Source organism: Pseudomonas sp. LBUM1678, assembly GCF_059695575.1.
In genome coordinates this window covers 1,476,566-1,497,254 of sequence record NZ_CP166775.1, presented here as the reverse complement: position 1 = coordinate 1,497,254, position 20,689 = coordinate 1,476,566, and the positions used below count along the sequence as shown (strand labels likewise).

Below are 20,689 nucleotides of genomic sequence, written 5' to 3'. Positions count from 1 at the left end.
CACTTTCCTGTACAGCGATCATACTGAACGCTCAATTTCCCTATCGAGGTCACGATGAATCTGCACTTCGAAGAACTCACCGGCACCGACGGCGCGCGCATCGGCGTCGCCAGCCTGGATGCCGAAAAGTCGCTCAACGCCCTCTCCTTGCCAATGATCAACGCCCTGCGCGATCAGATGGACGCGTGGGCCAAGGATCCACAAATCGTCTGCGTTCTGCTGCGCGGTAACGGCGCCAAGGCCTTTTGCGCCGGCGGCGAAGTGCGCAGCCTGGTGGAAGCCTGTCGCGCTCATCCCGGGGAAGTGCCGCCCTTGGCCGCGCACTTCTTTGCGGCGGAATATCGCCTGGACTTCAATCTGCACACGTACCCCAAACCGCTGATCTGCTGGGGCCATGGTTATGTGCTGGGCGGTGGCATGGGGCTTCTGCAAGGGGCAAGCATCCGGATTGTCACGCCGAGCAGCCGGCTGGCGATGCCGGAGATCAGTATCGGTCTGTACCCGGACGTTGGCGCGAGCTGGTTCCTGTCACGGCTGCCCGGCAAGATCGGGTTATTTCTGGGGCTGACCGGTGCGCACATGAACGGTCGTGATGCGATCGACCTGGACCTCGCTGACCGTTTCCTGCTCGATGAACAGCAAGAAGAGCTGATCGAAGGCTTGCTGCAATTGAACTGGCAGGAACAGACGCCGATGCAGCTCAACAGTCTGCTCAAGGCCTTGCAGCAGGAAGCCGTCGCGCAAATGCCCGAAGCCCAGTGGCTGCCCCGGCGCCAGCAAATCGATGAGCTGCTGGATGTCAGCGATGTGCGCTGCGCCTGGAAGGCCATCAGTCATCTGCGCGACCACACGGATTTGCTGTTCAGCCGCGCGGCGAAAACCATGACTGAAGGCTCGCCGCTGACAGCTCACCTTGTGTGGGAACAGATCGCCCGCGCCCGGCACATGTCGCTGGCTCAAGTATTCCTGATGGAATACACGATGAGCCTCAACTGCTGCCGTCATCCGGAATTCAGTGAGGGGGTGCGGGCGCGGTTGATCGACAAGGATCAGAAACCGCATTGGCACTGGCCGGACATCAATAATGTGCCGGATGCGGTGGTGGAAGCGCACTTTCATAAAGTCTGGGAGGGCCGGCATCCGTTGGCAGATCTGTCGGAATACTAAAAAATGTGGGAGCGAGCCTGCTCGCGATGGCGGACGGTCAGTCAACTCGTTGTTGAATGACACACCGCCATCGCGAGCCGGCTCGCTCCCACAGGTATTGCGTTTAACTGGTTTTAGCGGTGGCCGCCTCGGCCATCGTGATCGCCGCGACCGTTATGGTCGCCTCGCCCGCCGTGATTGTTGCGTCCGCCATTGCCACGGTTGTCGTTGTTCCAACCGCCGCGGTTACGGCCGTCCCAGCCCCGCCCCTGATGTGCCCGATAATCGCCTCGTGGCGAAGGCTGGTAATAACGCGGTGCCGATTGATAAACCCGCGGCTGGTGATAATACCGCGGTGTTGGCTGGTAATACCGCGCAGGGGGTGCGTAGTACCGGCGTGGCTGTGTGTAATAACCCCCGCCACCTGAGTAATAAGGCCCGCCGCCGGAATAATAGGCTGGCGCTGGCGAGGTATAGACCTCGGAACTGTAGTAGCTGCCTCCTCCATCGGAATAGGGCACGCACGCACCAAGAGACAATCCCAATACTGCAATCAGAAGAATTCGGTGGACCTGTTTTCGACAGAGCATGGCGGCCTCCTGGACCGCGAGTGAGCCACACCAGCGACGCTGGCAGGCGACAGTCAATTATTCGGTGACTGTCGAAAGATCAGACATCGATTTCGAAATCTGGTGCGTCCTTGAAACAGATTGAAACAAGTCGCCGATGAAAGGTTTTTCATCTATTCACCCGCTGATTAATGGTGGCCACCGCGATATCCACCCCCGTAATGACGTGGTCCGTGCCCGCCCCAATAGAAGTAACGATAGCCGCCATAAAAGCGCGGGCCGTAGTAATAGCGGGGACCGTAATAGTAGGAATAAGGGGAATAGTCGGGGTAGTAATAAGGCGCGGAATACACATCGTAGCCACCGGCGTAGTAATAGCAGCCGGACAACCCCAGACCGAGAACAACGGCGAACAACAGTCGACGAAACATGGCGGCCTCCTGAAAGACCACAACCGGAACAGGCCGGCTGACACCTCTTTTGACTGGTAGCACTGCACCGAGTGCCGAGCGGCGCGGACCTTTAGATCAGCGGCCAGCCCGATCCATTGCGGTGCACCCACGCACCATCACAAGGCAACGCCGCCGCCTCCCCCCAATACGCTAACCGCGTAATCCCCCACGCTAGAGCCCTCAAGCCGACTTGGCACGGCTCTCGCTTTAGCAAACCCGTGCAGGAGTCATCACAGGTTCGCGGCACCACAATTTGCAATGGCTGACTAGGGTTCCGGCTCGCTAAGGCGAGTGGCTGGTCCGAGAGTTGGCGACCTCCAGTTGAGGTTACACGGCGGGACAAAAGCCCGGGAGACAAGCCACCGTTCGCGGTGCCGCGTTGACTTCTGCCCGCCCTTGATCAACTGGAGAACCACCCATGCTCAAGCTTCGTTTACCCGCCCTGCTCGCCGCTGCTTTCGCAGCCTTCGTGAGCGTCTCGTCCCAGGCCGCGCAAAAAGACCACTTCAGCGTCTGCTGGACCATCTACGCCGGTTGGATGCCATGGGAATACGCCGGCAGCCAAGGCATCGTCGACAAATGGGCGAAGAAGTACGGCATCAAGATCGATGTGGTGCAGCTCAACGACTACGTCGAATCCATCAACCAATACACCGCCGGCCAGTTCGACGGTTGCACCATGACCAACATGGACGCGCTGACCATTCCGGCGGCCGGTGGCGTCGACAGCACCGCGCTGATCGTCAGCGACTTCTCCAACGGTAACGATGGCATCGTGCTCAAGGGCGACGGCAAGAAAGTCACCGACCTCAAGGGCATGGACGTCAATCTGGTCGAGCTGTCCGTCTCCCATTACCTGCTGGCTCGGGCGCTGGATTCGGTCGATCTCACCGAGAAAGACCTCAAAGTCGTGAACACCTCCGACGCCGACATCTCGGCCGCCTTCAACACCGATCAGGTCAACGCCGTCACCACCTGGAACCCGATGCTATCCGACATCAAGGCCAAGCCTGCGGTGACCGAAGTCTTCAACTCCAGCCAGATCCCCGGCGAAATCATGGACATGATGGTGGTCAACAGCGCCACCCTCAAAGACAACCCGGCCCTGGGCAAAGCGCTGACCGGCGCCTGGTTCGAAGTGGTCGAGTTGATGAACGCGAAAAACGCCGCCAGCAAAACCGCGCTGGAACACATGGCCAAAGCCTCGGGCACCGACCTGGCCGGTTTCCAGTCGCAACTCGACACCACCAAATTGTTCGCCACGCCCAAGGAAGCCCTGGACTTCTCCACCAGCAAGCAGCTGCCGGAAACCATGCGCAAAGTCGCCGAGTTCTCGTTCCAGCACGGCTTGCTCGGTGAAGGCGCCAAGGACACCAGCGCGGTCGGCATGGCCTTCGCCAATGGCGTGACCAGCGGCGACAAGACCAACCTCAAGCTGCGCTTCGACCCGACCTATGTGCAGATGGCCGCTGACGCCAAGCTGTAATCAGGAGGACCTGGCCATGCGCCTGATCAATCGCCACCCGGATCGCCCGAGTCGCCTGCTGTTGGTGATCCTGCCGTTCGCCCTGGTGCTGCTCGCCTACTTCATGGGCTCGGCCGAGCGGCTGATGGACAACCCCAACGACAAGCTGCTGCCGAGCGCCGTGCAGATGACCGACGCGGTGAAACGCCTGGCCTTCACCGCCGACACGCGCACCGGTGAATACCTGCTGTGGCAAGACACCGCGTCCAGCCTGCGCCGCCTGGCCATCGGCCTCGGTATCAGCGCACTGGCCGGGCTGTGCCTGGGCATTGCCGCCGGGACATTGCCGCTGTTCGGCGCGCCGTTGTCGCCGTTGCTGACGGTGCTGTCGATGGTGCCGCCACTGGCGATCCTGCCGATTCTGTTCATCGTGTTCGGGCTGGGGGAGTTGTCGAAAGTGATGCTGATCGTGATCGGCATCACCCCGTGCCTGGCCCGTGATCTTGAACAACGCGCCCGTGAGATACCGGTCGAGTTGCTGATCAAGGCTCAGACCCTCGGCGCTTCAACCTGGACCCTGATGCTGCGCGTGGTGCTGCCGCAACTGTTGCCACGATTGTTGATCTCGCTGCGGTTGATGCTGGGGTCGGCGTGGCTATTCCTGATCGCCGCCGAAGCCATCGCCTCCACCGACGGCCTCGGCTACCGGATTTTCCTGGTGCGTCGTTACCTGGCGATGGACGTGATTCTGCCGTACGTGGTGTGGATCACCCTGCTCGCCTGGCTGATGGATTGGGGCCTGAAGCGCCTGACCCAACGGGCCTTTCCTTGGTATGAAGGAGCCCGCGCATGAGCTTCATCACGGTAAAAAACGTCTGGCAGCAGTACGCCGATCAAGTGGTGCTCGAAGGGTTGAACCTGAACGTCAACGAGGGTGAATTTTGCACCTTGGTCGGCGCGTCGGGTTGCGGTAAATCGACCTTCCTGCGGCTGCTGCTTGGTCAGGAACGCGCCAGTCGCGGCGAGATTCTGCTGGATGGCCAGGCCTTGGCGGGCGAACCGGATTCGAGCCGTGGCGTGGTGTTCCAGCGTTACTCGGTGTTCCCGCACCTGACCGTGCTCGACAACGTCGCCCTCGGCCTCGAACTGCCGCGCTCGCCGTTGCTCGGGCGCTTGTTCGGTAGTGCCAAAAAAGAAGCCCGCGAACAGGCCTCGGTGCTGCTGCACAAAGTCGGCCTCGGTCACTCGCTGGACAAGTACCCGGCGCAGCTGTCCGGTGGCATGCAGCAACGGCTGGCCATCGCCCAGGCGCTGATCATGAAACCCCGTGTGTTGCTGCTCGACGAACCGTTCGGCGCCCTCGATCCGGGCATCCGCAAAGACATGCACGCCTTGCTGCTGGAACTGTGGCGCGAAACGCAACTGACGGTGTTCATGGTCACCCATGACCTGTCCGAAGGTTTCAGCCTCGGCACTCGCCTGCTGGTGTTCGACAAGGTCCGCGTCGACCCGCACGCCCCCGGCGCCTATGGCGCGCGCATCACCTACGACATCCCTTTGAACAGCGACCGCCGCGCCCATCGCGCCGCCGTCGACGCCCTGCCGGCTGAACTGGCAGGCACGCTTCGTATCGCTTAGAGGATTTGCACATGACTGATTCGACTCAACTGTTCCCACCCTTCGCCGAAGAAACGCTCCCTGGCGGCGGCCATCGTTCGTTCGTGCTCAAACGCGGCCAACTGCTGCGCCTGACCGACCTGCGCGGTGGCGCCAACGTCAGCCTGACGCTGCTCAATGCCAATGAAAAAACAGAACGCCTGAACCTGCCCGACAGCCTCAAATGCCAACACACCGCCAAGCTCACCGCTGGCCATTGCCTGTACTCGGACATGGGCCGCGTGCTAGCCGCAATCACCGCCGACACTTGCGGCTGGAGCGACAGCCTCGGCGGCGTGCTCTGCGCTGAAGAAGTCGCGGAAAAGTACGGCGCCGGCCGCTACCAGGAACTGCGCAATGGCTTCTTCCGCAACGGCACCGACAACCTGTTGGTGGAATTGGGCAAGTGGGGTTTGGGCCTGTCGGATCTACTGATGACCCTCAACCTGTTCAGCCGTGTGAACGTCGATGAGGCCGGGCGTTTCCACTTCGTCGAAGGCAACTCGAAGGCTGGCGACTACATCGAGTTGTACGCGCCGATGGACACGCTGGTGGTGCTGACCGCGCTGCAACACCCGATGGACCCATCGCCGGAATACGCACCGAAACCCTTGAAGTTGAGCTGGATGAACGCCGACGCCAGCGTCGCCGAACACTGCCGCACCTCGCGCCCGGAAAACGAGCGCGGCTTCATCAACACCGACCGCCTGTTCGCCTGAGGATCGCTGCCATGTCACTTGCAATCGCTACCGCTGCCGTTATCACAAACAGGCTGCCCGAAACCGCGGTCTACCGCGCCACCATCCCGGCCGGCGAACCGTGGCTAATGGAGGTCAAGGCTGGCCAGACCTTGCGCATCCTCGACCTGGAAGGCAATCAGGCCGTCGACACGTTGTTCTACAGCGTTGCCAATCCCAAGGAACGTTACGACGTGCAGCGCACGTTGCGCCGGCAGAACAGCGTCTACCTGAGCACCGGCAGCGTGCTGTATTCCAACCTCGGCAAGCCGATGCTGACCATCGTCGCCGACACCTGCGGGCGTCACGACACTCTCGGCGGCGCCTGTGCGCAAGAGAGCAACACCGTGCGTTACGCGCTGGAAAAACGCTACATGCACAGCTGCCGCGACAACTACCTGCGCGCTTGCGTCCATGACGGACGACTGGGCAAGGGCGACATCGGGCCGAACATCAACTTCTTCATGAATGTGCCAGTGACTGCCGACGGCGGGCTGACTTTTGAAGACGGGATTTCGGCACCGGGCAAATACGTCGACCTGCGGGCCGAGATGGACGTGATCGTGCTGATCTCCAACTGCCCGCAACTGAACAACCCGTGCAACGCCTACAACCCGACCCCTGCGGAGCTATTGGTATGGAACTGAAATTAGCGCGGTTGCGACGGTGGTTGTTTGCCCTGTGCCAGGCCCGTTCCGGGCAGTGCCTCAAAACTCCGGAACACCACTAAACCCTGTGGCGAGGGAGCTTGCTCCCGCTGGGTCGCGAAGCGGCCCCCGCAATTGCGGCGGCTGATTTTCGACTGCTCCGCAGTCGAGCGGGAGCAAGCTCCCTCGCCACAAAAAAGCAGATTGTTATTTCGCCCGGGACGGCCCGGGTGCATTTCGAAAAACTGCGGGACGGCCCGCATCCCAGGTCGAGGCTGATGCGCTATCGCCTCCGGGGGTTATGCCATGTTCGAAAAGGTCCTGATTGCCAACCGTGGCGCCATTGCCTGCCGCATCCTGCGCACCCTGCGTGACGTACAGGTCAAAGGCGTTGCCGTTTACTCCGAAGCCGATGCCGCCAGTTTGCACATCCTGCAAGCCGATGAAGCCCACAGCCTCGGTGAAGGCGCAGCCGCCGGCACCTATCTGGCGGTCGACAAAATCCTCGCCATCGCCAAAGCCACTGGCGCCACGGCGATCCACCCCGGCTACGGTTTCCTCTCGGAAAACGCCGCGTTCGCCGAGGCCTGCGAAGCCGCCGACATCGCCTTCATCGGCCCGACGCCAGAGCAACTGCGCGTGTTCGGCCTCAAGCACACCGCGCGCGCCCTGGCCAAGCAACACGGCGTGCCGATGCTCGAAGGCACCGAGCTGCTCGACAGCCTCGACGCGGCGTTGATTGCCGGCGAACAGGTCGGCTATCCGGTCATGCTCAAAAGCACCGCTGGCGGTGGTGGCATCGGCATGCGCGTGTGCCGCAGCGCGGCCGAGTTGAGTGAATCTTTCGAAGCGGTCAAACGCCTCGGCCAGAACAACTTCAGCGACGCGGGGGTGTTCATCGAGAAGTACATCCAGCGCGCCCGTCATCTGGAAGTTCAGGTGTTTGGCGACGGCCGTGGCGACGTGATTGCCCTCGGCGTGCGCGACTGCTCGGTGCAGCGCCGCAACCAGAAAGTCCTCGAAGAAACCCCGGCACCGAACCTGCCCGAAGGCATGGCTGAAGCACTCTGCGCAGCGGCGATCAAACTGGCAAAAGCCGTGAATTACCGCAGCGCCGGTACGGTGGAATTCGTCTTCGACAGTGAGGCTCAGCGCTTCTACTTTCTCGAAGTGAACACCCGTTTGCAGGTGGAGCACGGCGTCACCGAGCAAGTGTGGGGCGTCGATCTGGTGCGCTGGATGGTGGAACTGGCGGCCGGTGATTTGCCGCCATTGAATGTGTTGAGCCAAGGCTTGAAAGCCGACGGCCATGCGATTCAGGCCAGGCTGTATGCCGAAGATCCGGGTCGTGATTTCCAGCCAAGCCCAGGCTTGCTGACCGCCGTGAACTTCCCTGTCGCCGATGGCAAAAACCTACGCATTGACACGTGGGTCGAGGCCGGTTGCGAGATCCCGCCGTACTTCGACCCGATGATCGCCAAGGTCATCAGCTGGGCGCCGACCCGTGAAGAGGCCGCTGCCGATCTGCATCAGGCGCTGGGTGACAGTCTGCTGTATGGCGTGGAAACCAACCGCGATTATCTGCGGCAAATTCTGCTCGATGCGCCGTTTGCCAGCGGCCAGCCGTGGACCCGTTGCCTGGAGGGCCTGGTGTATCAGGCCAACACATTTGAGGTGCTCAGCGCCGGCACCCAGACCAGCATTCAGGACTATCCCGGCCGGCTCGGTTACTGGGCGGTGGGCGTGCCGCCGTCGGGTCCGATGGACAGTCGCGCGTTGCGTTTGGGTAATCTTCTGCTGGGTAATGATGAAGGTGCCGCTGCGCTGGAAATCACCATGAGCGGGCCGTTGCTGCGCTTCAATTGTGATGCGGTGGTGGCGGTCACTGGCGCGGTGATTCCGCTGACGCTGAACGGTGAAACCGTAGCGATGAACACGGCGCTGCTGATTCCGGCCGGCGCCACGTTAAGCCTCGGCACGATTGCAGGGGCCGGCGCTCGCAGCTACCTGTGCCTGCGTGGCGGCTTGCAGGTGCCGGATTATCTGGGGAGCAAAAGTACCTTCACCCTTGGACAGTTTGGTGGGCATGGCGGTCGTGCGTTGCGTGCCGGGGACGTGTTGCATGTGCCTGCGTTGATAGACCGTGGCGTCGGTCAACAACTGGACCACGTCACCGAGTTACCCGCAGTGCGGAAGGTCCGGGTGATCTATGGTCCCCACGGTGCACCGGAATATTTCACTGAAAACTACATCGGCACCTTCTTTGCGACCCAGTGGGAAGTGCATTTCAACTCCAGCCGTACCGGCGTGCGATTGATCGGACCGAAGCCGGAATGGGTGCGGGCTGATGGGGGTGAAGCGGGGCTGCACCCGTCGAATATTCATGACAATCCATACGCCATTGGAGCGGTGGATTTCACCGGCGACATGCCAGTGATTCTGGGGCCGGATGGCCCGAGCCTGGGCGGGTTTGTTTGCCCGGTTACGGTGATCGAGGCAGATCTTTGGCAGCTTGGGCAGCTCAAGGCCGGGGATAAAGTCCAGTTCCTTCCAGTCGATCTCGAAACTGCCCGAAATCTCGCCTTGAAATGGAATTCCCCTTGTAGGAGCCGGCTTGCTGGCGATGGGGCCCTAACAGACACCGCGTCAACTTCATCGCTAGCAAGCCAGCTCCTACAGGGGATCGCGTCGCCTGTGGTATTGGATTTGGGTCAGGGGGATACGCGGCTGGTCGCGAGGTTGTCGGGGGACACTCATCTGCTGTTGGAAATCGGCGCACCGGAACTGGATCTGGTCCTGCGCTTCCGCGCCCACGCCCTGATGCAAGCCCTGGAAAGCAAAACCCTCCACGGCGTTATCGACCTCACCCCAGGCATCCGCTCGCTGCAAGTGCACTACCAGCCCGAGCAACTGCCCTTGACCGATCTGCTCGGCATCGTCGCCGGTGAATGGGACGCCGTGTGCGCCGCCAAAGACTTGCAAGTGCCCTCGCGCATCGTGCATTTGCCGCTGTCCTGGGACGACCCGGCCTGTCAGTTGGCAATCGAGAAATACATGACCACCGTGCGCAAGGACGCACCGTGGTGCCCGAGCAATCTGGAGTTCATCCGCCGCATCAACGACCTGCCGAACCTCGACGAAGTGCAGCGCACGGTGTTCGACGCCAGTTATCTGGTGATGGGCCTGGGTGATGTCTACCTCGGTGCACCGGTCGCCACCCCGCTCGATCCGCGTCATCGTCTGGTCACCACCAAGTACAACCCGGCCCGCACCTGGACCGCGGAAAACTCGGTGGGCATTGGTGGCGCCTACATGTGCGTGTACGGCATGGAAGGCCCCGGCGGTTATCAGTTTGTCGGTCGCACGCTGCAGATGTGGAATCGCTACCGCGAAGTCGCCGCATTCGATGGCAAACCATGGCTGCTACGCTTTTTCGACCAGATCCGTTTCTACCCCGTGAGCGCCGATGAACTGCTGCGCATTCGCCGGGACTTCCCGCTCGGGCGCTTTGATTTGAACATCGAGCACAGCCAGTTGAATCTGGCGGACTACCAGGCCTTCCTCACGAAAGAAGCCGAGACCATCGCTGCGTTTCGCGATCAGCAACAAGGCGCGTTCAACGCCGAGCGCGAACGCTGGATCGCCAGCGGCCAGGCGCATTTCGACAGCGAAGAACCGGCCCCGGAAGCGGCCGAAGACGCACCGCTGGCCAACGGTGAAATGAGCGTCGACAGCCACATCGCCGGCAACCTCTGGCAGGTTCAGGTGCAGACCGGCAGCCGCGTCGCCGCCGGTGATGTGCTGGTGATTCTGGAGTCGATGAAGATGGAAATTCCGCTGCTCGCGCCCATGGCCGGCGTGGTGCGCGAGATCCGCGTGCAACCGGGTTCGGCGGTGCGCGCCGGACAGCGCGTCGTGGTGCTGGAACTCGACTGAACCCATTTAGAAAAGGAATGACGCCATGAATATCAATCTGCAGCTCGACGCCCTGCGCAGCGCTTATCGCCTCGGTAACATCACGCCCCGTCAATTGCTGCTGGGTCTGCGCGACAAAGCCGCGGCGCTGAACCCGGATTATCACCTGTTCATCCACTTGCTCAGTGTTGAAGAACTGGAACCCTACCTCGCCGCGCTCGACGGCCGCGACCTCGACCTCGACAGCCTGCCGCTGTTTGGTGTGCCGTTTGCGATCAAGGACAACATCGACCTGGCGGGTATTCCCACCACCGCAGCGTGCCCGGCGTTTGCTTATGTGCCGGAACGGTCGGCGACCATCGTCGAGCAGTTGCTGGCGCTGGGCGCGATTCCCCTGGGCAAGACCAATCTCGACCAGTTCGCCACCGGCCTCAATGGCAGTCGCTCGCCTTATGGCGCATGCCCGAACAGCGTATTGCCGGAGTATCCGTCGGGCGGTTCCAGCGCCGGATCTTCGCTGGCGGTATCGCTGGGCGTGGCGAGTTTTTCGTTGGGCACCGACACGGCGGGATCGGGACGTGTGCCGGCGGCGCTGAACAATCTGGTCGGGTTGAAAGCCACCAAAGGGTTGATCTCCACGGCGGGTGTGGTGCCAGCCTGTCGCACGCTCGATTGCGTGACCACATTCACCGCGACGGCCCGGGAGGCCAGTCAGTTGCTGGCGCTCACCGCGCACCTCGACCCGCGAGATGAATACAGCCGCCGCAACCCGATGTGGAATGACGGCTCGGCCTTCGGCACGCCGCGTCCTTTCCGTTTCGGCGTACCGCGTGCACAGGACCTGGAATTTTTCGGCTGCCCTGAAGGCCCGTTGTTGTTCGGTGATGCCATCGACCAGCTCAAGGCGTTGGGGGGTGAAGCGGTGGAACTGGATTTGTCGCCGTTCCTTGAAGCGGCGCGGCTGCTGTATGAAGGGCCGTGGGTGGCGGAGCGCTACAGCGTGGCGGGCGAGTTGATGGAGCAGAATCCTGAAGCCGTATTGCCGGTGATTCGCGCGGTGCTGGCCAAGGCGCCGGCGGTGAATGGCGTACAGACGTTCCGTGCCCAGTACCGGCTGCAAGCCCTGAAGGCGCTGTGCGACCAAGCACTGGAAAATCTTGATTGCGTCGTCACGCCCACCATTGGACGCCCTGTTACGTTGGCAGAACTGGACGCCGAGCCGGTCCTGCGCAATTCGGAGCTGGGTTACTACACCAACTTCATGAACTTGCTCGATTACGCCGCCGTCTCCGTGCCCAGCGGTTTTATGGGGAACGGTTTGCCTTGGGGTGTGACCGTGTTCGGCCGGGCGTTTACCGATCAGTATTTGTTGGGTGTGGCGGATGCCCTGCAGCGCCGTTCGACTGAGCCTGCACCGACGACTGTCGCCCGCAATGATCGCGCTCGACTGGTGGTGTGCGGCGCGCATCTGGATGGGCTGGCGCTGAACTGGCAACTGAAGAAGCGCGGGGCTCGCTTGGTCGAGACGACGTTTAGCTCGCCTGACTATCAGCTGTATGCGTTGGCCGGTGGGCCGCCGTTTCGTCCGGGGATGGTGCGGGTGAAGGACGGTGGTGTGGCGATTGCCGTGGAGGTTTGGGAGTTGCCGAGCAGTGAGTTGGGCTCGTTTTTGACCGGGATTCCGGCGCCGCTGGGATTGGGCAAGGTGCAACTGGCGGACGGGCGTTGGGAGAGTGGGTTTATTTGTGAGGGGTATGGATTGGAGGGGGCGGCCAATATCAGTCATCTCGGCGGGTGGCGTGCTTATCTGCGATCCCGCACATAGTGCGAAATAATGACCCGGAACCTGTGGGAGCAAGCTCGCTCCCACAAGGTCCGGGTGGAACTGCAGCTGACAGTGAGCATCGGCCTTACCACGTTGCAGGTCGATGAAACCTTGCACACCCTGCTGTCTCGGGCCGATCATGCGATGTACCGGGCCAAGCAAGCCGGCCGTAACTGAACCTATGTGGAAATGCCTCACTCCCGTTATGAATAATCCTGCATGAACACGCCTGACCGATGCCCCGCCTGCGGCGCCTCCAACGCCTGCACCCTGGCCAACCCGCGAACCGTCGATCAGGCGTGCTGGTGCTTTGGTGTCAGTATCGACCCGGCGGTGCTCGAAGCGCTGCCGACCGAACTGCGCGACAAATCCTGCTTGTGCCCGCGCTGTGCCGAGGTCGAGGCGCAGTTGTAAGCAAGTAATCGGCCGATCACGTAAGATACGCGGCCCTTTTCCAACTGAACCCCAGCCATGCGCGTTGACCGTTTCCTCAGCAACCTGCCGCGCTTCAACCGTAAGCAGGTGCGTCTGTTGCTGGTGGAAAAGCGCGTTCGGGTTGACGGAAAAACCGTCACCGACCCGCATGCCGAGGTACTCGAGTTCAGCCGCGTCGAGGTCGATGAAGAAGTGCTGCAAGTCGGCAAACCCGCACGCTACTTCATGCTGCACAAACCGCCCGGCTGCGTCAGCGCGACCCGCGACCCGGAGCACCCGACCGTACTCGACCTGATCCATGAGCCGGACCGCGATGACCTGCACATCGCCGGTCGTCTGGATTTCAACACCACCGGCCTGATGCTGATCACCAACGACGGCAGCTGGTCGCGGCGCCTGACCCAACCGCAGACCAAACTGCCCAAGGTCTATTACGTCGAGACCGAGCAGGAGATTGGCCCGGAATACGCATTGAAATTCACTGAAGGGTTGTACTTCGCTTTCGAAGACCTCACCACGCAACCGGCCGAGCTGATCGTGCTCGGGCCGAAGTCGGCGCGTCTGAGCATCATCGAGGGCCGTTATCACCAGGTGAAGCGGATGTTCGGCCACTTCGACAACAAGGTGCTGCGCCTGCACCGCGAACGCATGGGCCCGCTGGTGCTCGACAGTGCGCTGAAACCGGGCGAGTACCGGGCATTACGCACCGAAGAGATCCATTTGATCTAAGCAGCCTACCGCTGAGCAGAAGTTGTCGAACAATTTACGAAAGGCACTTGCGCGATCACGTGACCCCTGCTTGAATCAGGACGTCGGCCGAAATGTGACCGACTAGTCACAACATACTTCTAAGAAACTTTTTGCCGGTTAGAGAACCCTCAGGTTCCGCCTCAGACCGGCAGACTGCCCGCCAATAACAATACCCGTCGACCTGCTGTACGGATCGACATGGGCCTCCAAATTTCAGGCGTATGCCTACCTGTCACAAAGTTCGTGCAATCTCATTTGCGCGCATACCCGCTTGCTTGGAGTCTGATGACATGAGGCCAGAAATCGCTGTGCTGGATATACAGGGTCAGTATCGGGTTTACACGGAGTTCTATCGCGCAGACGCCGCAGAGAAGACCATCATCCTGGTCAACGGCTCGATGGCCACGACTGCGTCGTTTGCACAAACTGTGAAAAACCTTCATCCACAATTCAATGTGGTCTGCTACGACCAGCCCTACGCGGGCAAGTCAAAAGCCCACAACCTGCATGAGAAATTGCTGACCAAGGAAGTCGAAGGGCAGATCCTCCTGGAGCTGATCGACCACTTTGGCGCAGAACACGTGCTGTCATTTTCCTGGGGTGGCGCCGCAACCCTGGTCGCCTTGGCCCAACAGCCACGGCGCATCGAAAAAGCTGTGATCAGTTCGTTCTCTCCGGAGATCAACGCGCACATGCTCGACTACCTCGAGCGCGGTGTTGACTACCTCGGCAGCCGTGACGGCGACCGGGTCGGCAACCTGGTCAACAGCACCATCGGCAAACACCTGCCGACGCTGTTCAAGCGCTTCAACTATCGCCACGTCAGCAGCCTGGCCGAGCATGAATACGGGCAGATGCACTTTCATATCAGCGATCTGCTTAACAGCGACCGCCAGTGCTTTCTCAAAGCCGCAGAGAAAATCAACGTACCGGTGCTGTTCATGAACGGCGAATGGGACGAATACACCGCCGCCGATGGCGCCCGGTTGTTCGCCAACCACGTGCAAAACGCCACCTTCAGCACCTTGCAGGCCACCGGCCACTTTCTCGACATGGAGCACAAAGCTGCCTGCCGAGACAGCCGCGACGCACTGCTTGGCTTCCTGAAACCGGCGCAACACGCCAGCCGACCGCGCTACCACTACGTCCAGGACCAACATGCATTGGCTATCTGAAACAGCGTCATCGCGAGCAAGCTTCGCCCTACAGTATTGAACGCATTCCTGTAGGCGCGAGGTTTGCCCGCGAACGACCGTTACGCGGTCTGATGTCTTGCTTCACCTGCGCTAAAGCTATCCAGCGCAAAGAAAAACTTCATTTCCACGCGCACATCTGGTACAAAGTCAGCCGCTCTGAGCGGGTGTCGTATAATGGCATTACTCCAGCTTCCCAAGCTGATAACGAGGGTTCGATTCCCTTCACCCGCTCCAATCGAATTTTTTCTCACGTTGTTTTTTGACGGGGGATGCAGGTAAAGAAAAAACCGGCCTTGATGGCCGGTTTTTTTGTGTCTGGGGTTTGTGTTTTCAAGGCGAAAATTAACGTTTTCGCGCAAAACCGGTGTTTTGTTAGCGTTTTTCTTAACTCATTAACAGATTTCATCATTGAAAGCCGGTTTCAAGCCTCTTGCGAACCATTGCGGCATTGCACAGTAACGTTGCATCTCTCCTGAGCGAAGACTACCATCTCCCAAAACGGGAGGATGTGTGGTGCGTGTGATTGCAAAAGGGACCTTGCGGGGATTCTGGGAAAGCAGTCCGGCTTACACTGACGCCGAAACACCGCTTGTTGAATGGTATCGACATATGGAAAAAGCCATTTATCGCACGCCACAAGAGGTCAAGGCGGAGCTGAGAACGGCGAGCATCCTCAAGGGCGGCAGGGTTGTATTCAACATCGGCGGCAACAAATATCGAGTGATTCTGGCAATCGACTATCTGCGACAGCTTGGTTTCATACGATTCGTCGGCACCCACGCCCAATATGATCAGATCAACGCGGAGACCGTGTAATGGACATTAAACCGATTCGCAGCCAGGAAGATCTGACCGCTGCATTTGCTCGTATAGAGCAACTGTGGGGGGCAGACATTGGTTCGCCTGAAGGTGATGAGCTGGAAATTCTGGCGCTGCTCATCGAAAAATACGAAGACGAGCACTATCCAATGCCGCCCTCCGATCCGATTGAGGCCATTAAATTTCGTATGGATCAACAAGGCCTGACCCCTCGCGACCTGGAACCCTTCATTGGGACGAGCGGGCGCGTATCCGAAGTGCTGAATCGCAAGCGCAAACTGAGCTTGTCGATGATCAAACGTCTGCACGACGGATTGAGGATTCCTTATGAGAGCTTGCTTGCGGGTGTTGCCTGACGGGTGGCCTCATCGCCAGTTCCGTTGGATTTGGGCTACATCTCAGGATGGTTCTGACGGGAAAGTTTGGAAGACAAAAAAACCGGTCCTTAGAGGCCGTTTTTTTTGTGGGTAAGATTTAGTGAAACGCTGGTTCTTCATCCAGAACGGTCAGTCAACGCCTGCCAATTAGCAGTCGACAAACCATTCACTAGTGGCACGAAAGTGGCCAATTATCGAAAAGGCAAGGTCCTACACTACGGTGGGAATTGTCCGTAGACTTGCGCATTGCTGTGCATTTGAATCGAGGCCTATAGTCGAGCCGGCGCCAAAATGGCGCTTCGGGTTTGGCGACTCGATCCAATGAACAAAAGCTTCCGATCAGTTTTCGGATCGCTTTAAAGCACTTAGCTGCCTGCTTTTGGTAGCTGTGCGCGGGAGACTTTCGGGTCTGCCGGGTTGTCCATTGTCCGGTTCGCCAACCTGCGTACAGCTGCCACCCTTTTCGTTTGGCGACGATTGAGTGGTAGACCTCTTAACCCAATGGAGCTTTACTCATGAACGAATACATGGCTTTAACCAGCAACGCCGACGACCTTCCCTCGCTCTACGTCAACACCACCCAACCGCTACACTCGCTGCTCAGCACTGCCAGTTACAGAATCCGAGCCGTGACGCAGCTTCTTGAAAACCTCGCAATGCGAGGAGACATCACGTCTGACTCGGTGATCCTCAGCGACTTTGCATTGCTGTGCTGTGTGCCCTTGCGCGACGGTTGCGATGTGCTGGATGTCATTGCTCGACGCATGGATGCGGAACCATCCTGACGTAAAACCGGGCGCCTTTCGGGGTGCCCTTTGCGTGTCATGGCCGGCCAACATTGGTCAGAAAGAGATCGCATGAGCGATGTGTCACTGTGGCGAGGGAGCTCGCTCCCGCTGGGTCGCGAAGCGGCCCCAAAAAGGACTGCGGCGCAGTCCGACGGGAGCAAGCTCCCTCGCCACAGGTTCGGTGTCACGCTTAACTGCCCGGCATTATTCTGGATGACGGTTTGCAACTGAATCGAGCTTACAAATCCCCAACGTACAACTCATTCCCCCTCCTGACCCGATAACATCTCCCCTATCTTCAATCGCCCTCTCCCCTGCGCGGCCATCGACGAACACGCGCCATCACTCTCCGAGGGACCCCAATCGGCCGCACATCAAGTGCCGCCCATGAACGATCTCAACAGAGCTTTCCAAACATGACTCAAAACATCTACGACGACCCGGAATTTTTTCAAGGCTACAGCCAAATGGCCCGTTCCATCGGCGGCCTCGACGCCGCTCCCGAATGGTCTGCGCTAAAAGCAATGCTGCCACCCATGAAAGGCCTGAAAGTCGTAGATCTCGGCTGCGGTTATGGCTGGTTCTGCCGCTGGGCCAGTGATCAAAGTGCCGATAGCGTGCTCGGCCTGGATGTCTCGGAAAAAATGCTGGAGCAGGCACGCACCACGACGTCGGCAACCAATATCCAATACGCCCGTGCCGATCTGGAACAACTCGATCTGCCCGCAGCCAGTTTTGATCTGGCATACAGCTCTCTGGCGCTGCACTACATCAAGGATCTTCCAGGTCTGTTCGCAGAAATTCACGCAGCCCTTAAACCCGGTTCACGCTTCGTATTTTCCATCGAACACCCAATCTTCATGGCCCCGCGTAATCCGGGCTGGCTGATTGATAGCGAAGGGAACAAGCGCTGGCCGGTGGACAGTTATCAACGGGAAGGCAAACGCGTAACCAACTGGCTGGCCGAAGGCGTGATCAAGCAGCACCGCACTATCGGCACGTTGCTCAATTCGCTGATTGGCGCAGGTTTCAGCATCCAGCAGGTCAACGAATGGGGCCCGACCGATGCACAGGTAGCGGCGCAACCGGCCCTGGCCGAAGAGCGGGAGCGGCCGATGATGATGCTGGTCGGCGTTCAGCGCTGAGCACCAGGCCGGGTATTCGTAATTTTCGCGTATGGATTCCCGGAAGCCAGTAAAAAAGCAGTAGCGCTGCGTCGGACCTGACCACAGAACCTTTATTGTGTCAGCTCACACATCGCCAAGAGATCAACATGGACCATTCAGAGTTGGGGATCATGATCATTACGATGATCGGGTTGTTCGGCTTTGCTTCGTTTATTTTTGAATATTTGAGTGCTCGGCGAAGGGACAGATAACGTTCGGCGTGATCCGTCCCTTATACGCACTAGCGAGTCGCGACGATGAACAACCGCGGGAATGGCAATAGCACCGAACCATCGCTCAGTGCCGGATAGGCCTGCTCGATCGCAGCTTGGTACTGCTTCAGGTATTGCGCTTTTTCCGCCTCATCCAGCGGTTCGAGAAACGGCCGCAAGCCGCTGCCCTTGAACCACTCAACCACGCCCGAGGCGCCGCCCGCGAGCGGGTGATGGTAGGTGGTGCGCCACACGTCGACTCGCGCACAGTGCGGTCGCAGCATCGAGTAGTACTCGCTGGCGCTCGCCATTTCCGTGCGTTGCCCGGCGGCGTCCGCCAACTTGCTGGCCCACGGCCCATCGGCAGCGACTTCGCGCATCAGGCGATGGGAAGACTCGTTGAGATTGTCAGGCATCTGAATAGCCAGGCTGCCGCCCTGGGTCAGTCGGGCGGCCAGCGAAGGCAGTAACGTCGCGTGATCGGGCACCCACTGCAACACCGCGTTGGCGAAAATCACATCGAAGGGGCCCGTTTCGTTCCAGGTATCGATGTCAGCCGTGTCGAATTGCAACTGCGGCAAACGCTTGCGGGCGGCCTCGATCATATCGGTCGAACTGTCCAGGCCACGCACCATGGCATCGGCGAAGCGCTCCACCAGCAACTCGGTCGAATTGCCGGGACCGCAACCGATGTCGATGGCCGAGCGCGCGTCCACCGGCGGGATCGCCGCGAGCAATTCACGGGCCGGGCGTGTGCGTTCATCTTCAAAAGCGACGTATTGTTTGGCGGACCAACTCATTGCGTTCTCCTGTCGGTGCGTTGTTGTGGCCAGCGGCGCACAAGCGGTTCGCTACGATACCCCGACCGGTGCGCCCTGCTCTATCCGACCTATGGCGAAAGGTGTCAGTTGACCCGCCTCATCGAGTGAATCAGCAAAACTTGCCCCCCTTTCCAGCCATGCTCCTGCCTGGCCACTTGTAACAGGTCATATCTGTCTATTGCCTGAAACTGGCATCACTTGGCCTCGGAGCAGCAAAGCGGTTTTGAAGGAGCTGTTTTTTATCGCTAAATCATCGGAGGTCATAACTATATCGACCGCTCGTCGAACATGCAGCCAATCAATTTTGACAGCCTTCGTTTCGCATCTATAGTCCTAATCGCGGCCGTCGGAAGGAACCCGACTTATCAGTTTGCACGCAGGGAGCAAGGCCAACTTTTCTCCCGTGATCGGTGGGTTCCGCCCGTAGTGTTTTCGCAACGGCCGCAAGGCAAACAAACGTTGTCATGCCTGGAAAGTAGCCTGGCATTCACTATGAAAATGGAGCTTTACTATGTCTCGAGTCACGGATGTACTTGTTTCCATCGACACCGAAACCATTCTGAAAAACTACCCGAACATCAGTAAAAACCCTGCTGCGCCGACGATGATCGACGTCAATCATGTGTACATGGTGACCAATCAGAACAACGTGGTAAGTGGCCAGGCCGGTGGCGAGCTCAACTTGAAAGCCCAGGTAGGCGATTTGATCCGCTGGCGTGAAGCCAGCCTGTCGCTGGGCTTCGAGCAAGCAGTGATTTTCTACAAGTTCGTCGGTAACGCAGGCAACGAGTTGATCTCTACGCCCACGCCACGCAAGGCTACCGCCTCCTTTGCAGTCCCGAACACCAGCAATCCGTCGGTGCCCAGCTGCCAGAAGGTCGATAACCATTACTGGTCTTCGGAAACCCTTGCCTGCGGCAGTGTGACCTATCACTTCCAGTTTCTGATCGTGAATCGCGACTGCCAGATCATCGGCTGCTGCACATGGGATCCGTTCATTACCATCCGTAACTGATGCTGGGCCGGGCCCCTTGGCAACGAGGGGCCTATCGAGCTCGTTGCCGCCTCGGCTGGAACAGGATGTCTCGCTTGAACCGAAGCGGTTACCGTTTTGCGTCAACATCATGAAAGGAATCCATGATGACTTCCGAACCGATCAAATCTCCTTCATCCAGTGTCGCGACTGCCAACAATGTTTTGCTGATTGTTGATGCCGAATCGCTGCTTTCGAATTATCCAACACCCAGTCTGGAAGCCGAAAACCCGACGACGATCACCAATGGTTTCATCTACGTCGTCAATTCAACGGACGTTGATAAAACAGGTAAAAATGACAGCAAACTAACATTGACAGTCAGCAATGGAAAAACCTTCCACATTCGCGCCAGAACCGTAAGTCTGATCGCCGAACGCAGCGTGGTTTTCTACGACATGGCCGTGGGCGATACCCAGGTGCTGTCGCTGCCGAAACTGCTGGTTAACGGCGACGTTACCGTGCCGGCTCCAGACCCGGATAACCCGACCCAACCTGGCAGCCACAAGGCCGATGATCACTACTGGGAATGCTCGCAACTGACCCCAGGCGTGGCAGCCTGCGAACTGGGCTTCATGCTGGTTGACCAGCGTTGCGAGGTGATGGGGTATTTCAGCTGGAAGGTCGAAGTGAAGCTTTCCGCTTGAACAGTTCCCACAAAAAACCGGCCTCAAGGGCCG

20 protein-coding genes, 1 tRNA gene, 1 pseudogene and 1 riboswitch are annotated in these 20,689 nt (G+C 59.4%); of the genes and pseudogenes, 19 read left to right on the top strand and 3 right to left on the bottom strand.

The features are described from left to right. The first annotated feature begins 54 nt into the window (after positions 1 to 54). A complete protein-coding gene (gene dspII / locus ACA070_RS06715; RefSeq protein ID WP_497450524.1) occupies positions 55 to 1,167 on the top strand; it encodes an enoyl-CoA hydratase/isomerase DspII in 1,113 nt (370 codons plus the stop codon). Between the two features lie 113 nt (positions 1,168 to 1,280). Here the strand turns inward: dspII and ACA070_RS06710 are convergent, their stop codons facing one another. Both ACA070_RS06710 and ACA070_RS06705 read right to left on the bottom strand, forming a co-directional pair. Next, positions 1,281 to 1,736, bottom strand: coding sequence for a hypothetical protein (locus ACA070_RS06710; protein ID WP_497450523.1), 456 nt, complete (start codon positions 1,734 to 1,736; stop codon positions 1,281 to 1,283). A gap of 167 nt (positions 1,737 to 1,903) precedes the next feature. Further along, positions 1,904 to 2,146: a hypothetical protein gene (locus tag ACA070_RS06705; protein WP_497450522.1), complete on the bottom strand. Its 243-nt coding sequence runs from the start codon at positions 2,144 to 2,146 to the stop codon at positions 1,904 to 1,906. 276 nt (positions 2,147 to 2,422) lie between these two features. Further along, a riboswitch (guanidine-I (ykkC/yxkD leader) is annotated at positions 2,423 to 2,523 on the top strand. Positions 2,524 to 2,585: 62 nt separating this feature from the next. Here ACA070_RS06705 and ACA070_RS06700 point away from each other — a divergent pair. The 16 genes and pseudogenes from ACA070_RS06700 (at position 2,586) to ACA070_RS06625 (ending at position 17,922) form a co-directional block, all read left to right on the top strand. Next, a complete protein-coding gene (locus ACA070_RS06700) occupies positions 2,586 to 3,653 on the top strand; it encodes a putative urea ABC transporter substrate-binding protein (RefSeq protein ID WP_497450521.1) in 1,068 nt (355 codons plus the stop codon). 16 nt (positions 3,654 to 3,669) lie between these two features. Beyond that, complete coding sequence (locus tag ACA070_RS06695) at positions 3,670 to 4,485, top strand: ABC transporter permease (RefSeq protein ID WP_497450520.1); 816 nt, start codon at positions 3,670 to 3,672, stop codon at positions 4,483 to 4,485. Then, positions 4,482 to 5,270 carry an ABC transporter ATP-binding protein gene (locus ACA070_RS06690; RefSeq protein ID WP_497450519.1) on the top strand — a complete coding sequence of 263 codons (789 nt, stop codon included), beginning with the start codon at positions 4,482 to 4,484 and terminating at the stop codon, positions 5,268 to 5,270. Before ACA070_RS06695 ends, ACA070_RS06690 begins: the two co-directional genes overlap by 4 nt. Positions 5,271 to 5,281: 11 nt before the next feature. Then, positions 5,282 to 6,007: an urea amidolyase associated protein UAAP1 gene (locus ACA070_RS06685; RefSeq protein WP_497450518.1), complete on the top strand. Its 726-nt coding sequence runs from the start codon at positions 5,282 to 5,284 to the stop codon at positions 6,005 to 6,007. A gap of 11 nt (positions 6,008 to 6,018) precedes the next feature. After that, positions 6,019 to 6,672, top strand: coding sequence for an urea amidolyase associated protein UAAP2 (locus ACA070_RS06680; RefSeq protein WP_497450517.1), 654 nt, complete (start codon positions 6,019 to 6,021; stop codon positions 6,670 to 6,672). Between the two features lie 306 nt (positions 6,673 to 6,978). After that, positions 6,979 to 10,608, top strand: coding sequence for an urea carboxylase (uca, locus tag ACA070_RS06675; RefSeq protein WP_497450516.1), 3,630 nt, complete (start codon positions 6,979 to 6,981; stop codon positions 10,606 to 10,608). Positions 10,609 to 10,633: 25 nt separating this feature from the next. After that, positions 10,634 to 12,412 carry an allophanate hydrolase gene (atzF, locus tag ACA070_RS06670; protein ID WP_497450515.1) on the top strand — a complete coding sequence of 593 codons (1,779 nt, stop codon included), beginning with the start codon at positions 10,634 to 10,636 and terminating at the stop codon, positions 12,410 to 12,412. Positions 12,413 to 12,472: 60 nt separating this feature from the next. Next, positions 12,473 to 12,589, top strand: a pseudogene (locus ACA070_RS06665) (diguanylate cyclase domain-containing protein); the annotation flags it as partial. A 42-nt stretch (positions 12,590 to 12,631) separates the two neighbouring features. Then, a complete protein-coding gene (locus tag ACA070_RS06660; RefSeq protein WP_497450514.1) occupies positions 12,632 to 12,826 on the top strand; it encodes a cysteine-rich CWC family protein in 195 nt (64 codons plus the stop codon). Between the two features lie 57 nt (positions 12,827 to 12,883). Continuing rightward, positions 12,884 to 13,576 (top strand): pseudouridine synthase, encoded by a 693-nt coding sequence (locus ACA070_RS06655; RefSeq protein WP_497450513.1) that lies wholly within the window; start codon positions 12,884 to 12,886, stop codon positions 13,574 to 13,576. Between the two features lie 311 nt (positions 13,577 to 13,887). Further along, positions 13,888 to 14,772, top strand: coding sequence for an alpha/beta fold hydrolase (locus ACA070_RS06650; RefSeq protein ID WP_131063203.1), 885 nt, complete (start codon positions 13,888 to 13,890; stop codon positions 14,770 to 14,772). Positions 14,773 to 14,953: 181 nt separating this feature from the next. Next, positions 14,954 to 15,027: transfer RNA gene (locus ACA070_RS06645), tRNA-Gly, on the top strand. Positions 15,028 to 15,306: 279 nt separating this feature from the next. Then, on the top strand, positions 15,307 to 15,609 hold the full coding sequence (locus ACA070_RS06640) for a type II toxin-antitoxin system HigB family toxin (RefSeq protein WP_497450512.1): 303 nt from the start codon (positions 15,307 to 15,309) through the stop codon (positions 15,607 to 15,609). Next, positions 15,609 to 15,968: a helix-turn-helix domain-containing protein gene (locus ACA070_RS06635; protein ID WP_403098909.1), complete on the top strand. Its 360-nt coding sequence runs from the start codon at positions 15,609 to 15,611 to the stop codon at positions 15,966 to 15,968. Before ACA070_RS06640 ends, ACA070_RS06635 begins: the two co-directional genes overlap by 1 nt. 536 nt (positions 15,969 to 16,504) lie before the next feature. Then, a complete protein-coding gene (locus ACA070_RS06630; protein ID WP_497450511.1) occupies positions 16,505 to 16,774 on the top strand; it encodes a short-chain dehydrogenase in 270 nt (89 codons plus the stop codon). Positions 16,775 to 17,193: 419 nt separating this feature from the next. Continuing rightward, complete coding sequence (locus ACA070_RS06625) at positions 17,194 to 17,922, top strand: class I SAM-dependent methyltransferase (protein ID WP_497450510.1); 729 nt, start codon at positions 17,194 to 17,196, stop codon at positions 17,920 to 17,922. 262 nt (positions 17,923 to 18,184) lie between these two features. On the opposite strand, the gene tam is transcribed toward ACA070_RS06625, so the two are convergent. After that, complete coding sequence (gene tam, locus ACA070_RS06620) at positions 18,185 to 18,955, bottom strand: trans-aconitate 2-methyltransferase (protein WP_497450509.1); 771 nt, start codon at positions 18,953 to 18,955, stop codon at positions 18,185 to 18,187. A 532-nt stretch (positions 18,956 to 19,487) separates the two neighbouring features. Between tam and ACA070_RS06615 the strand changes: the two genes are divergently transcribed. Beyond that, a complete protein-coding gene (locus ACA070_RS06615; protein WP_007903283.1) occupies positions 19,488 to 19,991 on the top strand; it encodes an inclusion body family protein in 504 nt (167 codons plus the stop codon). A 125-nt stretch (positions 19,992 to 20,116) separates the two neighbouring features. Beyond that, positions 20,117 to 20,656 carry an AidA/PixA family protein gene (locus ACA070_RS06610; RefSeq protein WP_497450508.1) on the top strand — a complete coding sequence of 180 codons (540 nt, stop codon included), beginning with the start codon at positions 20,117 to 20,119 and terminating at the stop codon, positions 20,654 to 20,656. The last annotated feature ends 33 nt before the right edge of the window (positions 20,657 to 20,689 follow it).